We start from the raw sequence: 12,935 nt of genomic DNA on the forward strand, positions 1-12,935 counted from the left end.
TGACACTGCAGCCGCCGTCCAATCCAACCCGGCCGAGACTACGGCTGAGGAGAGCTGCTGGCGCTCGCGCGCAGTTAATTCCGGCTCGGGACCGGTCGACACGCTGGCCGGGCTTTGGTCAGCATAGCCGGGAGCTCCATACCCTCATTGCGCTAGCGACCAACGTCGGGTCCCAGTCGATGACGCTGGGCTGCGTCAGCCAAGTCCTGGCCGCTCCCGATCCGCTACCTCCCAGCTAGACGAAAGCTTTACGAGCATGTTCAGCCGACCGCACCGGAATCGGGTTCTCATCGTGCTGTTCGACGGCCTTCGCCCCGATCTCGTCAAGCCATCACTAACGCCGAATCTGGTCAGGCTTCAGCGCGCCGGTGCGGTGCTGGCCCGGCAGCGCACCGTCTATCCCAGCGAAACACGAATAGCGCTCACGAGCCTCGTCACGGGCGCGACGCCGGATCGCCACGGCATCGTTGGAAACTCATTTCTCGACCGGCAGTCGCCGATTCCGCGTTCCATCGACACGAGTGACGCGCGCCTGATCGAGAATCTTGATGCCGCGAGCGGCGGCCATCTACTCGGTGTGCCGTCGCTTGGCGAGATCCTAGCGGCGAACGGCAGGACTTTCGCGGTCCTGGCTTCCAACTCGGCAGGGGCAACGCGCCTGCTGAACCACAAGGCTCGAATGTTCGGCCAAGTGACGCTCTCCGGCCACTTCCCTTGCATCGCGACCTCGGCCGAGATGCTCAGAGAGGTGGAGACCCTGCTAGGGCCGACGCCGGCGCCCCCGCCCACGGGCACCCCAGATCTTGCCTCTCAAGCCTTTCTGACTTCCGCGTTCCTCGACGTAATCTGGCCTCGGCTTCGGCCCGACGTCGCAATCCTCTCCTTCGGCGAGCCCGATATCTCCTCGCACGATTGTGGGACTGGCGCGCCAGAGACGCTTGAAGCAATCAGCTTTGTCGATCGGCAGTTTGGCCGCGTGCTCGATTGGTGGGAGGCTGAGGGCGTGTCCCAAGGCGTGCACCTGATCGCCGCCTCCGATCATGGACACGTGACGGTGCATGCGCAGGCCGATCTATTCGAGACGCTTGAGGCTGCGGGGCTGCGTTGCGGCCCGGCACCGGCGGCCGGGATCGATGCCATCGTTATACCTGGGCAGGTCGGAGCAATTTACCTCACCGAGCCATCGGAAACCGTTGTCCGCCGCGCGGTCGGGGCGATGATCGAAAGGCCCTGGTGTGGGTCGGTGTTCACCGCGGGTGGCGCGGTCGATGGCATTGCACCGGGCAGCTTTGCCCGCCATTTGGTGTTCGCCGACCATGCCCGATCGGCGGACATCCTGTTCTCGTTCCGGTCGGATGACAGACTCGATCCATTTGGCCTTAGCGGCCGCACTTGGAGTGCGGATGGGCCTGTCGGCTTCGGAGTGCACGGCGGGCTGCATGCCAAGGAGATGTCGTCGGTCGGCATTTTGGCGGGACCGCTGATCAAAGGCGGATTCGCCTCACAAGTCCCCTCGAGTATTTGCGATTTGGCGCCGACAGTGCTTGGTCTTCTGGGCCTCTCGCGGCCGGCAACGATGACCGGTCGTGCGCTGGCAGAGGTCTTTATCCATGATGGAGAGGACCTGCCTCCTACGATTGAGGAGATATACGAGACCAGCAGCGGCGCATACCGGCAGCACCTTCGTCGTGTGCAGGTCGGCGAGGCCGTCTATCTTGATTCTGCTGACGTCGTAGGTCGTCCCAACAACCTGACATAAAATGAAGGTCGACCAGCAAACCTCATCAAGGGGATAGTCGCGTTGCGCATCTCGATCTTTGATCGATGGTGAAATTCGTCGAGAAATTCGATGGAGCGCGAAATTTATGCGTTGACCCCAGCGTTACTGCATCAAATCAAACCCACATGTTTGCTATCCTGTGCGAATAAATACCATCCATCGGGAAGGGCCGATTATGTCGAAAGTGTCACCATTTCATTCAAAGAAGCCCAATGCGCGAAACGTCTATCACGACAACGACAAGTGTACCGAGGGCAATAACATCGAACGGCAATATCTCGCCTCCGGCACCGGAGGGCGGCCGCGCTGCGAACATTGCGAGCGCCTGGCCTAGTTCGCAGCTGGCGTGGCGGGTAAAAAATGAGCCCCGCCTCGCCACGCAAAAATCCGCTCTTAGGCGACCGGAAGCACTTCGGCGCCTGGTGGATCTGGCATTAAGCAGGAAATGATGCGCGCGGCTCAGGGCTGCGAGATCGGTCGATTCTAACTAATGATCCGAAAGTCCAACGGTGGACCCGGGCCTTCTGCGCCCATTGCCACCAGATCGTAGGAGCCTATCGGGGCACGCAACCGCCGCGCCGACTATGTCCACTCTCGCGAAGAGGGCACCGCGAACGAGCGCGTCATGCAACGGCTGGAGGCAGATCAACTCGACGTTATTGTCCAAGTCCGAAAGCTCGGAGAGGGCTTCGACCATCCGAAACTTGCAGTTGCCGCGGTCTTCAGCGTGTTCGGCAATCTCTCGTCGTTCGTGCAATTCGTCGGACGCATTATGCGGGTGACCGACCAGAACAATCCCGCGAGCTTGCGCAACCGTGGCGTGGTCGTATTTCACGCGGGTGGAAACGTCGCCCGCCGTTGGGAAGACTTTCAGCGGTACTCCCAAGCCGACCAGGAATTTTTTGATCAGCTATTGCCGATCGAGGGGTTGGATTTCAGGGTTGGTGACGAGCTCGAAATCGAGCCGGCGGCCCGGGACATCCGGGAAGGCCTGGAAGTCCGCGGGCAGACCGGTGTGCATCTCCAGGAGATCCCACTTCTGCACGACCAAGCCGCGATCGAGGCGCTCCACGTGCTTCAAGGACGGGGATACACTCCAGATCAAGTCCGGGACGCCATGCAGGAGCTACAGCCCGTCCCGGTAACCCGTCAGCGTCAGCGTCAGGCAGCTCGAAGTGAATTGGACGCTCGGATTACGACCGCAACCGGACGTGTCCTAGCCGAGAGACAAATCAACCCCGAGGGCCGAACGCTGGACCGCAGTCGCCGAGGCCTCAGCAACTACGTTGTTCTGAAATCTGCGATTGACCGCCAGGCGTTTGCGCTGGTTGGCCGTAGCTCTCGTCAGCGGCATGAGTTCTCGCGCGACGAACTCGACCGAATTGAAGATGACCTTGACGGAATCGTCGCCCGAGCCGTCGCGGAGGTGTTCGGTGGGTAAGCTTCGTTCGCTCGTCATCAGGATCGAAATCGGCGCCGCGCTGCGCGCTCACAAATGTCAGGCGAACGCGCGTCACGAGATCAAGCGGGGTGATCAACGGCTTAACGTGCGGGCGGGGCGCGGTTGGGATAGATATTGCATGGACTGTGCCCGGAAGATTGTCGACGCGAGCGTTGCCTCGCTCATCTCAGTGTCGCGCGCGATCGCATTCCGCGAAACCCTGTCCGACGGCGAAGACGAACCGGATCTTCCACTTCAAGAAAGGTCGGGTGTCTAACGTCTCGACGAGGTTACAGGTCCTCTGCTTCCTATAAGCCCTAAAGCGAGGCCCACTCCCTACGCGACGCTGATTGGCGTGCGACTTCAGCCGCAACAGCTTGCGGCGCTCGGAGACGGTGCAGCTTGATCGGATGCAGCTCTAGTCAGGCAGCGATCGCTTTCTTCGCGGCCTGCGCAAGAAAACCGGATCGAGTGAAGCCGTGTTGTTCGGCATAGTGGTCGATCTCGCTCAAAACGTCGGCGGGAAGGGTGACGTTGACGCGCACACTCTTTACCTCTTCCGCAGGTGCTGGAATGAGCACGGCAACGCCGTCTCTATTCTCGGCGCTCGCCATGATCTCCTCGAGAGAGGAGGGTTCAGGTACGGCTTCGCCGTCCTCCGCCAGTCCCTGTAGATGAAGGGCCAAGGCTTCAGCGGCCATAGCGCGCGCATCGTCCAGATCCGTACCAGCGGTGATCACGCCGGGGAGATCAGGAAAAGAAACGCCGTAATCGCTGTCCGCGTCCTTATGGATCAGGGCAATGTAGTGTCGCATGAAAGCTCCCCTCCTTGGGTGGGCCGATGGCCCTCTCTATGCGCTGTCATTTTAACTTCAAATCGGCTTGCTTCTCGATGCTCTTGAGCGTTCCGATCGGGACATCCCTCTTAGGGTGCGGGACCGTGACGCGGCCCCTCTTAGTTGGATGCTTGAACTGAACGTGGCTACCCTTGTGGGCGACCTGTTCCCAACCATCGGCCTTAAGGGCATTGATGATATCCGCCGATTTCATGTGTGTATTTGTACACACGCGTACGGCAGATGGTCAACACATAAATACACACTGATCCCAAACGTTCCGTTCAGCGGCTCAATCGGGCCTGCGTTAACCGGGCAATTCGCGTATGTGGAACCGCTTAGCGTTGCCAAAGCGTCGGCAACTCAAGCGCCAGGTTGTATATAACTAATTGATTTATTTAAAAAATCCGGCTGGCAATATTGACCGATCTGATCGATGAGCTCGGGCGAACCATCATTCAGTGGGCTGTCCGTGCTGGAAACGCATGCGGCCAAGCACGTCTCGCGGGAGTTGGGCAGCGAAACCGTGTTTGGCCGCGCTGAAATTCGCGGCCTCGCGGCCTATACCGGCCATGTCGGACTGAATGACGCCCAGGACGAGCTCAGATTGGCGATGGGCAAGGTGATGAGCAACATGCGCGCTTCGCCTGAGGTGGCGCGTGACCGAGCTTGAACTCGTAAGCGGGGCGGGACGTCCGGGCCCTGGACCGAGCCTGGGCTTCTCCTTCAGGTCCTCGCGTCCCAGGGATTGACGACCGAGGCACCTGTGTCCTCGAAGTCTGCGACGTTGCGGGTCACGAGGATGAGGTCGTGGACGATCGCGGTTGCTGCGATCAGCCCATCGATGTCACCTCGCGGCCGGAGGGCCGCGATCCGTCCCCATTCCACCGAGATCTGGTCAGTCACTGGAAGGATACAATCAGCATGATCGTGGCGTAGCTTACGAAGCCATTCGGCGAGATGACCGGCTGCCTTCGGGTCGGATCTCTGCTTGAGCGCAATGCCACGCATGATCTCGCCGAGGGTAAGTGTGCTGAGGTGGATCGTGGACGGGTCGACCGAGCGCAGCCACGCGGTCGCCTGCGGAGAACCCCGCCGCGCCTCCGAGACGACATTGGTGTCGACGAGATACATCAGAGCGCCGCGTCGCGGCTTGGCGTCTTGGCACGCCACGTGACTGCCTCGGCGAGTTCGTCGTCCCAAGTTGGACCGGCGAGCAAGTCGTCGACCAAGGTAGGTCGACCGGCACGCAGCGCGTCGTAGTCGGCGGCCGACAGTACAACGGCAGCGCGCTCGCCCCGCAGTGTGACGATCTGTGGGCCTTCCATCCGCGCCTTCTGCACCACCTTGGAGAACTGGTTCTTTGCGTCTTGTAGCGGCCATTCCATTTTTGAGACACCTAGCTAGACTGTCTAGCTATATAGTAGTTAATCCGGCGGGTCAACTGCGGTTTTCCGCGGTTTTCGGGTATGTCACCAGCACTGACACCGCTTGAGCGGCCGGATACAAGCCGCATCTGGATGAAGGGAGGGGATTTCGGCGTCAAGGCCCGGGCCTTGGTGAGGTTGACGCGGAAGCGCTCGCGCCGCCGCTGGTAGCGGCGAGCCATTTCCGCGCTGGCATCGCCGAGCTGCTTCTGGACGTAGCGCTCGTCCACCTCGGCCGAGGAGGCGAGGCCAGCGCGCAGCGAACGTCCGGCCGAACTTCGTCTCGCGCTCGCCCTCCGGCAGATTGTCGGCGGCAAGGGCCGCGCGTTTGACCAGCCGCGCGACCTGCTGGTCGGTCAGGCGATTGGGCTCGACGTCCTTGCCTCGACCGCGCACCCGGCGGAACAACTGACCGTGGCCGATCCGCGCCAGCTTCAGCCAGGTCCGCAGGGCGACGATCAGGCCCTTGTCGAGGGTCTCGACCCAGCCTTCGCCGTCCTCGGTATCGCTCCGGTCGGCGTCGAGACCGACGATCTCCGAGCGCTGTAAGCCACCGGCAAAGCCGATGAGCAGCATCGCGCGATCGCGCAGGCCGCGGAGCGTGCCGGGATCGAGCGTCGAGGATGGCGATGACATCCTCGGGCAGGACGGCTTCTTTCTCCTGGGCGGGGCGGCGTGAGTTGCGGATACCGGCAAGCACGTCGCGAATGCCGATCCGCGCGGTCGAGCGGCGTTCCGCGCTGGGCAAAATTCCAAGTCAAGGCCGAGAGCCGGCGCTCGATCGTCGAGACGAATTGGCCTTGCGATCGGCCATCGCCGTGCCCAAAGCGCAGGCGGTCATGTAGAGGCCAACGGTTTGTGCCGACGGTGGCAGGATCTTAAGATCCTGGCGCCGACACCACTCTCGCGGTCACAGACGAGCCGCGACCTTCAGCGAACCGAATATTCGGATATATAACCAGATATAATAACGAGGCGATCAGTGAGCAAGAGCGCACAGAAAAGGGCGATCGAAAATTACCGATCCCGGCTGACGAAGCGGGGCATTGTGCGGTTCGAACTCCAAGCCCTAGAGACCGATCGCGACCTCATCAGAGCACTTGCGCGCAAGCTGACTGATGAAGGGGCGGAAGCTGGCAATCTCCGGCTCACAGTTCAACTGGCCGTCTCGCCCTCCAAGCCCGGTGGCATCTTGAACGCATTGCGTCGCTCGCCACTCGTCGGCGCCGATCTCGACCTGATGCGCCCGCGCGAATAAGAGCGCAAGGTCGATCTGTGACGCGATATCTTCTCGACACAAACATCATCAGTAACGTCGTCAAGCTGCAGCCGTCAGAGTTACTGTTGGCCTGGATGGCAGCACAGCGAGACAAGGATCTATTCATCGCATCACTGACGGTCGCGGAAATCCGGCGCGGCATCCTTGAAAAGCCCCCGCGGGAAGAAGCAGGAGCATGGTTCTCCGGTCCGGAGGGACCTCAGGCCTTTCGCGGACCGCATCTGCCATTCGACGAGAAGGCCGGGCTTATCTGGGCGCGCCTGATGGCGGAGGGCAAAATCGCCGGACAGAGCCGCCCAGCGGGCTCAACATGATCATCGCAGCCGTTGCGGGAGCCAACGACTGTACCGTTGTAACGGATAACGAGAGAGATTTCACCGGAGTTAAGATCATAAATCCGATGTGCACGGACGCACGTCGTGAGCGGCGTACGGTGCATCGACTGCAGCTCACTGACGACCTCGTCGACTCATGAGGTGAGCGGTGGTGGCAGAACATTGCAGCGCCACCTCGCCCTTCTCGTCGACCACTCAAATTGCCCATCTCCGGAGGACCGCGGCCAAAGGTTCGGTTATACGGGTCTCTTTGCCGCTTACCCACCTCATACGCGCCCCGTGTTCCGCCCTGAATCTGATTGTGACAGAGTTCCCGGACATGGACTTGATGGGAGATGCGTCACGCGAAGCGTGGTGGTGGACCAATGCAAGTGTCGGTCAAGAGGTGCCGTCCGGCCCGGATGACAGCCTTCAGCGGCGCGCGCCGGTCCGGTGCAGTGGGGCGTAACTGGTCATCAAGGCACCGACGGTCCTGCCGTGCAGGTCACGCGTCAATCAGGGCGTCACAGCCTAGGCTATGATTCGGACAGGGAGTGCGGAATAACCGTGCACGAAGTTCGATGCAACGCGCTCCGGCTCGCCAACGATCTCGACCTCCACGTGTTTATTCAGTATCTCCTCCCAGAGGACTTTCAGCTGCAGCTGCGCGAGATGTCGACCAAGGCAACGATGGATGCCGTATCCGAACGAGAGATGTTCGCGCACGTTCTTGCGATCGATCGCAAATTTGTTGGCGTCCTCAAAGACCTCATCGTCCCGGTTGCCAGAGATGTACCACATCACGACCTTGTCGCCTCGCCTGATTTGTTTTCCTCCCATGATGATGTCTGCGGTGGCGTTGCGGCGCATATGTGCGATGGGCGTCTGGTATCGAATAATCTCGGACACAGCGCGCGACACCAAGGCGCGGTTATCCCGTAGCTTTCGTAGTTCGGATGGGTGCTGGTTCATGAACAGCAGGCCGCCGGTGATCGAATTGCGCGTGGTATCGTTGCCGCCCACGATCAGTAGTATGAGATTGCCAAGAAACTCACGTGGCTCCATATGCCGAGTCCCGGACGAGTGCGCCATCATCGAAATGAGATCAAATCGTGGCTCGGCATTTATCCGCTCCCGCCAAAGCCGAGTAAAATAGTCCAAGCACTCGGACAGGATTGCGCTTCGCTTGTCCCAGCTGTCGATCGCCTGGCCAGCTGTCGGCGCTGCAACGGCGACGTCCGACCAGTACGTCAGGAGCCGGCGATCCTCGAACGGAAAGTCGAAAAGCGTGGCCAGCATCTGCGTCGTCAACTCGATCGAGACCATATCGACCCAGTTGAAGGCATCATTGCGCGGTAAGCCATCAAGGATCGTTCTGACACGACTGCGGATTAATCCTTCGAGTTTCTCCAAATTGTCCGGTGCGACTATCGGACTTACTGTGTTGCGCTGCGCGGCATGTTTGGGAGGACCCATCTTGATGAAACTCGGAGTCCAATGTTCCTCGGGCACGTCGAGGATCGTGACACCTTGCTCTGACGAGAACATTTTATGATTTGTATCGACGTCCACGATATCGCGGTATTTTGTTATCGACCAGTATGGACCGTATGGGCTGTCTTGGCAGTAGTGAACGGGATCTTCCCTTCGCAGCCGCTCGAAGCAAGGCCATAAGCTGTCATCTTGAAATCGTCTTGGTTCGCTTACATCCAGATAGCTCAACGGGATGCCACGCGCAGCTACGTCTCCGCGCACGTCAAAGAGCGTTTTCATGATCGTGTCCTTTGGTCGTTTCTCTTTGGAGAGCCCATGATCTCGACAGGTTCGCAACCGCATGGATTGCGTGCCGAATGTTTCAGTTGGGAAGAGCGTCTCGCCGAAGTGGCAAATAATATTCAAAAAACTCAGCGGCGCCCCCCTACCAATTCCGGCAGGAGCGAGATCGTCGCCACTTTGTCTATGCGAGCGGAACGCCGCCAGATGAGTCGGCCACGTCTCTTTGCGGAACACTCGCCGCGGTCCGCTCGTCAGGCCGCCTTTTAATTGTGTTTCCTCGTCCAGCTTCCTCCGAACGCTGCACCAGCCGGATGGTGGCGTTCGCGCCGTCGTAGCCGGTGAAGGTCGTGGAGACGGCGCGAACGTGGCTGAGCACTGGACTGTGGTTGACCGGTGCCACGATGGGGTCACGGTTTTCCAAGGTCGCGCAGCGCCTCATGATGATGCCCGGGCCGGACGCCTCAGCGTTTGCCGTGGAGTGCGGACGAGCGGGCGTCAGCCGATTGACCCTGCCCGCCACAACCACGTCCCAGCAGGATAGCGCCGGGACGTTGAGAAACGGCGTCGGCATCTCGTCAAATATGATCTGACCGGTTTTGCTTGGCCCCAGTCGAACGATGTTGCATCGACCCAGATGGCCGTGGAGAATGACGTCGATCGACCGGGCGAAGGCGCCTTCGCCTTTGTTCATGCCGCCCGCTTATCGGCCTTGAGCTAGGGCCATTTCTAGCAAAGGCGAAGAGTTACCGCGTCAAACAGGTGCGCCGGCACAAGAGCGGAAAAGTCGACAGTGAGGAAGGTCAGAGGATCCGCAGCGCAGCGCCCGCGCATCGGACTTGGTCTTCTCTTCGAACTGTGGCCTTCCCTTCGTACCTCACCTCGTGCGATCATTCTAATCGCTTTGGTGAGGCGTACGGACAAAGCGGCGTACGCATGCCCCCGTATCGATGCAACTGCTTGCCGGATGCCGGATGCCGGTTGCTCCGGTTCGTAGGGCGGCGGAAGGCTGGCGCAGGGCCTCCAAACATACCAGATTAGGTGGGCATGAAGATCAGCCGCCGTGCTGTACATAGCCGATCCGCGCCGGAGGATTGCGGTCGCCGACCGCGCGTCGAGAACCGCGATGTGATTGCGCAGCGCCTTGATCTGCTTTGATTCCGCTCGACCGACCAAATAGAAGATTACGTAATGGAGTTTGCTTGGCCCGCTCCGGCGGAACCGTGGGCTGTGCCTTTCGCGCGGTGTCAAAGAAAGTCTTGGGGAGCTGTCCCGGCGAATGCGAAGGGTCGGCACCGGGGCCGGTTGCGCTAATCAGCGATGTCTTTCAGTGCTTCCACCAAAAGCTTGTTGTCTTCTTCAGTGCGGCTTGCGATGCGCAAGAATCGTTTGCCATTCTGAAGCGTCTTGCCGCCATTGTGCCTGATCAATATCCCTCTGTCGTTTAAGAGTTTGGAGGCGATCACGTCCCCATCCGGCCAATGGGGCGGGAGTTCGCAGAACACGAAATTTGCATCGGGCTTCAGAACTCTCATTCCGTCGATGCTGCACAGGTCCGCGAATAGTTTGTCCCTGTCGCTGCCCACCCTGATCCAACTCTGCTTTGCCGCGTGCGTCAGGTGAGGAAGCTTGCTTAGAAAAAATTCCGCAAACGTATTGACATTCCACGTGGGCAGGGCAGCTCTAAGTTCGTTCATCGTCTGTGCATTTGCCGATGCCGCATACCCGATCCGCAAACCGCATGTCCCGTAAATCTTTCCCAGGCTTTTGAGAACGATCACATTGGGAAATTCGAGCAAGTGATTTTCCAAGCTCGCACTTCGTCCGACTTCACTAAACTCGATGAATGACTCATCGATCAATAGGAGTTGCTGTTGAGCTCGAAGCGCGGAAGCGAGATATAGCAAATCCGCATAGGGAACGATCCGCGAAGTTGGATTATTCGGCGATATCACGACCGCGCCGTCGACACCATTCGCACGCGCAAATGCTGCATAGCATTGCACATCGAGTTCAAAATCTGGCGGTGGGAGGATAAAGCGCGACAACCGCCCGGGCAAGGCGGTGGTTTCATAGGGATTGAAGGTCGGGACCGGGACCGCAATCCTCATACCCAGTCGACCAAGAAGGATGGGAATCAGTTCAGCCACGCCATTGCAAATGACAAGATTATTCGCCGGAATCTTCACCGCATCCGCAAGAAGCTGAACCATCTGCGCATTAGGAGAGGGATAGCAGGTGATAAGCCGCGGTAGAGCTTCCCTAAGTTCGTCAAGGAACGCTTGCGGCGGAAAATAAGGATTCACCAGAAGGACGAAGTCCTTGATGTCATATTTCCAATAGCCGCCGGGGAATCGGTTGACGAGGTCAGAGATGTCGTCGGACCTAAGCGGTACGTTGATCTGTGCTGTGCTGTTCATGAGTGAGACTAGCTGAAACGTTTCAGGGCCGACGAAAATTCCAGAGCGATCGCGTTCTCTCGACTAGCTCACGGCGAACAAGCATCGAGCAGCGCCGATTCGCGCGGAAATTACCCGGCAATAAGACTGGCGCGCGCGCACTGCGATTGGGGAACTACACGTCATCACGTGACCTGCATGGTAGGGAACCCTGCAACACGCAGCAGCTCACTCGCTGGATCATACTTTCATCCCCAATCAAAACGACCGACTGGTTAAAGCCACCGATGATGCGACGGCGAAGATGCTTATCGCCGCATACATTGTTGCGCTGAGTGGTGGCACACGAACAGGCGCGACATGCGCAATAGCGAGCAGCAAGAAGCCAATGTTCACGACGTCAGAAAATGCTTCATTAGGAATGAGAGGCTTGAGAAGAAAAAAGAGCGCCAGGAGCGGCACGTCGTAAGACAAGGGAACGCCCAAGAAGCATTCATCGCACGACCTGCCAAAGTTCGCAAAGTAGCTAAGCCTTATTGCACCAGCCACCAGTAGCGTGGTTGCGGTCGCAAGAGCGAGAGGTGAGGCTTGGCTGACTTGTACCACAATTACCGCAGGCAGAACGGCTCCATAGACAATATCCGCAAACCCGTCGAGGCTCGCTCCCATCTTTGCAACATCTGGATCGCGACCCTTCGTACGACCCGCCACAAACCCGTCGAGGTGGTCCGATAGAACAGCCCAAAGCGCTACTGCCACAGATAGCTCGAGGCGCTCAGAGAGAGCAAGAAATAGGCTGGTGGAGGAAAAGAGGAGACCTGTGATTGTTATGGCGTTCGCTGGATCCCAAAGGTATTTTAGCATTGGACTCTCACCTGGTCTGCGAATCACGTGTTGGCGTGTAGGCGTTCATTCGGTTCCTGAAAATGCGCTCGGCAATTTGTAAATCCTCAGCATTATCAATTTCGTACCAGCTGAGGCCATCGCATCGCGCCGCTGCGAGCTGTAAACCTCGTCTTTCTATCAGATAACCCAAAAGTTCTTCGGTGTAGGTCTGCCTGGCCCCGGCGGCGACGATATCGTCCAGCGTCGGAACAATCGTTGCCTTGAGTGTCGGCGCCGAGAGACGTAATAGGTTCATCGTCTTGAATAGCTTTGGGCCATCCGCAACTAGATTTGACGCGGTTTGCTTCAATCGAAAGCCTGAGATGAAGCCGTTCTGCGACAACAGAACGGCTGATCCTTCCATTGAATCATCGAAGGGAACGACTGCAGCCACGTCAGTGCCCCGGCAGATTATCAAGTAGCGCAACGCATCCTCTTCGAAAAAGACGTCGCCCTCGAGAAGAAAGCAGTCTCCGGAGAGAAGAGCGTCGCGCGCCAGCCACAAGGAATAGGCGCTTCCGGTGCGGTCGAAAACAGTCGACTCGACATATTTGATTCTGAGTCCGCCGAAGCGGCCGCCGCAGGCATACTGAATGGCGTCTTTGCGGTAACCCACGACGATCGTCACCTCTTCCACGCCGACGGTTTCCAGATTGCGCAGAGCGTTGTGAAGAATTGAAGTGCCATTGACCTCGATGAGCGGCTTCGGCCGCAGATCTGTCAGAGGACGCAGGCGAGAGCCGCAGCCAGCGGCGAGAATAACGGCGTTCTTGGGAGCATCGGTAACCATTTAGTTCCTTT

The 12,935-nt window shown here is 58.9% G+C and carries 15 protein-coding genes and 2 pseudogenes; 7 read left to right on the plus strand and 10 right to left on the minus strand.

The window, feature by feature from the left end; translation table 11 throughout:
• Positions 1 to 292: 292 nt before the first annotated feature.
• The 4 genes from AC5ZFO_RS23345 to AC5ZFO_RS23360 all read left to right on the plus strand — a co-directional run bounded on the left by AC5ZFO_RS23345 (position 293) and on the right by AC5ZFO_RS23360 (position 3,498).
• Positions 293 to 1,759 (plus strand): alkaline phosphatase family protein, encoded by a 1,467-nt coding sequence (locus AC5ZFO_RS23345; RefSeq protein WP_496122614.1) that lies wholly within the window; start codon positions 293 to 295, stop codon positions 1,757 to 1,759.
• Between the two features lie 196 nt (positions 1,760 to 1,955).
• Positions 1,956 to 2,114: a hypothetical protein gene (locus AC5ZFO_RS23350; protein ID WP_496122615.1), complete on the plus strand. Its 159-nt coding sequence runs from the start codon at positions 1,956 to 1,958 to the stop codon at positions 2,112 to 2,114.
• A 222-nt stretch (positions 2,115 to 2,336) separates the two neighbouring features.
• Positions 2,337 to 3,221 (plus strand): helicase-related protein, encoded by an 885-nt coding sequence (locus AC5ZFO_RS23355; protein ID WP_496122714.1) that lies wholly within the window; start codon positions 2,337 to 2,339, stop codon positions 3,219 to 3,221.
• Positions 3,214 to 3,498 (plus strand): hypothetical protein, encoded by a 285-nt coding sequence (locus AC5ZFO_RS23360; RefSeq protein ID WP_496122616.1) that lies wholly within the window; start codon positions 3,214 to 3,216, stop codon positions 3,496 to 3,498. Before AC5ZFO_RS23355 ends, AC5ZFO_RS23360 begins: the two co-directional genes overlap by 8 nt.
• 145 nt (positions 3,499 to 3,643) lie before the next feature.
• Here AC5ZFO_RS23360 and AC5ZFO_RS23365 read toward each other — a convergent pair whose 3' ends face one another.
• Both AC5ZFO_RS23365 and AC5ZFO_RS23370 read right to left on the minus strand, forming a co-directional pair.
• Positions 3,644 to 4,036, minus strand: a complete 393-nt coding sequence (locus tag AC5ZFO_RS23365; protein WP_496122617.1) for a type II toxin-antitoxin system HicB family antitoxin — start codon at positions 4,034 to 4,036, stop codon at positions 3,644 to 3,646.
• A 46-nt stretch (positions 4,037 to 4,082) separates the two neighbouring features.
• Positions 4,083 to 4,271, minus strand: a complete 189-nt coding sequence (locus AC5ZFO_RS23370; protein ID WP_496122618.1) for a type II toxin-antitoxin system HicA family toxin — start codon at positions 4,269 to 4,271, stop codon at positions 4,083 to 4,085.
• Positions 4,272 to 4,493: 222 nt separating this feature from the next.
• On the opposite strand from AC5ZFO_RS23370, the gene AC5ZFO_RS23375 reads away from it, so the two are divergent.
• Complete coding sequence (locus tag AC5ZFO_RS23375; RefSeq protein WP_496122619.1) at positions 4,494 to 4,730, plus strand: hypothetical protein; 237 nt, start codon at positions 4,494 to 4,496, stop codon at positions 4,728 to 4,730.
• Positions 4,731 to 4,783: 53 nt separating this feature from the next.
• On the opposite strand, the gene AC5ZFO_RS23380 is transcribed toward AC5ZFO_RS23375, so the two are convergent.
• The 3 genes and pseudogenes from AC5ZFO_RS23380 to AC5ZFO_RS23390 form a co-directional block, all read right to left on the minus strand.
• Complete coding sequence (locus AC5ZFO_RS23380) at positions 4,784 to 5,191, minus strand: type II toxin-antitoxin system VapC family toxin (protein WP_496122620.1); 408 nt, start codon at positions 5,189 to 5,191, stop codon at positions 4,784 to 4,786.
• Positions 5,191 to 5,445, minus strand: a complete 255-nt coding sequence (locus tag AC5ZFO_RS23385; RefSeq protein WP_496122621.1) for a type II toxin-antitoxin system Phd/YefM family antitoxin — start codon at positions 5,443 to 5,445, stop codon at positions 5,191 to 5,193. The genes AC5ZFO_RS23380 and AC5ZFO_RS23385 overlap by 1 nt, the downstream gene beginning before the upstream one ends.
• Positions 5,446 to 5,600: 155 nt before the next feature.
• Positions 5,601 to 6,385 (minus strand): annotated as a pseudogene (locus tag AC5ZFO_RS23390) (tyrosine-type recombinase/integrase); the annotation flags it as partial.
• A gap of 81 nt (positions 6,386 to 6,466) precedes the next feature.
• Here AC5ZFO_RS23390 and AC5ZFO_RS23395 point away from each other — a divergent pair.
• The gene (locus AC5ZFO_RS23395; protein WP_496122622.1) at positions 6,467 to 6,742 is read left to right on the plus strand and encodes a hypothetical protein; all 276 of its coding nucleotides are present in this window, start codon (positions 6,467 to 6,469) and stop codon (positions 6,740 to 6,742) included.
• A 17-nt stretch (positions 6,743 to 6,759) separates the two neighbouring features.
• Positions 6,760 to 7,238, plus strand: a pseudogene (locus AC5ZFO_RS23400) (PIN domain-containing protein).
• Between the two features lie 370 nt (positions 7,239 to 7,608).
• Here AC5ZFO_RS23400 and AC5ZFO_RS23405 read toward each other — a convergent pair.
• From AC5ZFO_RS23405 to AC5ZFO_RS23425, 5 genes are all read right to left on the minus strand, one after another.
• On the minus strand, positions 7,609 to 8,850 hold the full coding sequence (locus AC5ZFO_RS23405; RefSeq protein ID WP_496122715.1) for a cytochrome P450: 1,242 nt from the start codon (positions 8,848 to 8,850) through the stop codon (positions 7,609 to 7,611).
• Positions 8,851 to 9,034: 184 nt separating this feature from the next.
• Complete coding sequence (locus tag AC5ZFO_RS23410; RefSeq protein ID WP_496122623.1) at positions 9,035 to 9,544, minus strand: hypothetical protein; 510 nt, start codon at positions 9,542 to 9,544, stop codon at positions 9,035 to 9,037.
• A gap of 616 nt (positions 9,545 to 10,160) precedes the next feature.
• Positions 10,161 to 11,270: a pyridoxal phosphate-dependent aminotransferase gene (locus tag AC5ZFO_RS23415; RefSeq protein WP_496122624.1), complete on the minus strand. Its 1,110-nt coding sequence runs from the start codon at positions 11,268 to 11,270 to the stop codon at positions 10,161 to 10,163.
• A 237-nt stretch (positions 11,271 to 11,507) separates the two neighbouring features.
• Entirely contained in the window at positions 11,508 to 12,113 is a 606-nt protein-coding gene (locus AC5ZFO_RS23420; RefSeq protein WP_496122625.1) for a CDP-alcohol phosphatidyltransferase family protein, read from the minus strand.
• A 7-nt stretch (positions 12,114 to 12,120) separates the two neighbouring features.
• Positions 12,121 to 12,924, minus strand: coding sequence for a phosphocholine cytidylyltransferase family protein (locus AC5ZFO_RS23425; RefSeq protein WP_496122626.1), 804 nt, complete (start codon positions 12,922 to 12,924; stop codon positions 12,121 to 12,123).
• Between the last annotated feature and the right edge of the window lie 11 nt (positions 12,925 to 12,935).

It is taken from the genome of Bradyrhizobium sp. Unk1, assembly GCF_059512345.1.

Coding starts and splice junctions, on each gene's coding strand:
- AC5ZFO_RS23420 (WP_496122625.1), bottom strand. CDS start 12,113: ATGCTAAAATACCTTTGGGATCCAGCGAACGCCATAACAATCACAGGT.
- AC5ZFO_RS23405 (WP_496122715.1), bottom strand. CDS start 8,850: ATGAAAACGCTCTTTGACGTGCGCGGAGACGTAGCTGCGCGTGGCATC.
- AC5ZFO_RS23425 (WP_496122626.1), bottom strand. CDS start 12,924: ATGGTTACCGATGCTCCCAAGAACGCCGTTATTCTCGCCGCTGGCTGC.
- AC5ZFO_RS23350 (WP_496122615.1), top strand. CDS start 1,956: ATGTCGAAAGTGTCACCATTTCATTCAAAGAAGCCCAATGCGCGAAAC.
- AC5ZFO_RS23375 (WP_496122619.1), top strand. CDS start 4,494: ATGAGCTCGGGCGAACCATCATTCAGTGGGCTGTCCGTGCTGGAAACG.
- AC5ZFO_RS23370 (WP_496122618.1), bottom strand. CDS start 4,271: ATGAAATCGGCGGATATCATCAATGCCCTTAAGGCCGATGGTTGGGAA.
- AC5ZFO_RS23415 (WP_496122624.1), bottom strand. CDS start 11,270: ATGAACAGCACAGCACAGATCAACGTACCGCTTAGGTCCGACGACATC.
- AC5ZFO_RS23365 (WP_496122617.1), bottom strand. CDS start 4,036: ATGCGACACTACATTGCCCTGATCCATAAGGACGCGGACAGCGATTAC.
- AC5ZFO_RS23380 (WP_496122620.1), bottom strand. CDS start 5,191: ATGTATCTCGTCGACACCAATGTCGTCTCGGAGGCGCGGCGGGGTTCT.
- AC5ZFO_RS23410 (WP_496122623.1), bottom strand. CDS start 9,544: ATGAACAAAGGCGAAGGCGCCTTCGCCCGGTCGATCGACGTCATTCTC.
- AC5ZFO_RS23385 (WP_496122621.1), bottom strand. CDS start 5,445: ATGGAATGGCCGCTACAAGACGCAAAGAACCAGTTCTCCAAGGTGGTG.